This window comes from Thioclava sp. UBA3469, assembly GCF_002378135.1.
Taxonomy (GTDB): Bacteria; Pseudomonadota; Alphaproteobacteria; order Rhodobacterales; family Rhodobacteraceae; genus Thioclava; species Thioclava sediminum.
Genome location: NZ_DFRG01000188.1, coordinates 3,614 through 4,232, shown reverse-complemented (window position 1 = coordinate 4,232; position 619 = coordinate 3,614). Strand labels below are relative to the sequence as shown.

Sequence of the window (619 nt, the reverse complement as noted above, 5' to 3'; positions counted from 1 at the left end):
ATATCCCCGCCGGAGGCATCCGACGGCTTTCGGCGCGCGCAGTCTCAGATCGGCGCGCAGGCGGTTTGCAGCCAGGCCTTGGCGCGCTCGCTGACCTTCGGCGCGATCCGCTCCAGCACCTCGGCGTGATAGGCGTCGAGCCAGTCGCGCTCTTCGGGACCAAGCAGCTCGACATCGATCAGGCGGCGGTCGATCGGCACCCAGGTCAGCGTCGAGAAGGACAGTTGGTCGCGATTGTCGCCCTTAGCCTCGGCCTCTTCGGTGAGGATCAGGTTCTCGATCCGGATGCCGAATGCGCCCTCGCGGTAATAGCCCGGCTCGTTCGACAGGATCATTCCGGGTTCGAGCGACAGGGTCGACACCCGAGAAATCCGCGCGGGGCCTTCGTGCACGCAGAGCGCAGCGCCGACGCCATGGCCGGTGCCGTGATCGTAATCCCAGCCCTCGGCCCAAAGCGGCGCACGGGCGAGCGCATCGAGATGGGCGCCTGCCACGCTGCGCGGGAAGCGCGTGCGCGACAGCGCGATCATGCCTTGCAGCACGCGGGTGAAGGGGCGTTTCGCATCTTCCGGCACATCGCCCACGGCGACGGTGCGGGTGATGTCGGTGGTGCCGTCGA

General features: G+C 67.9%; 1 protein-coding gene. It reads right to left on the bottom strand.

Annotated features, from left to right (window positions below; all coding sequences use genetic code 11):
- Window positions 1-44: 44 nt before the first annotated feature.
- The coding region (locus B3D39_RS13570; protein ID WP_286789796.1) for a M24 family metallopeptidase at window positions 45-619 on the bottom strand (575 nt) is incomplete at its 5' end.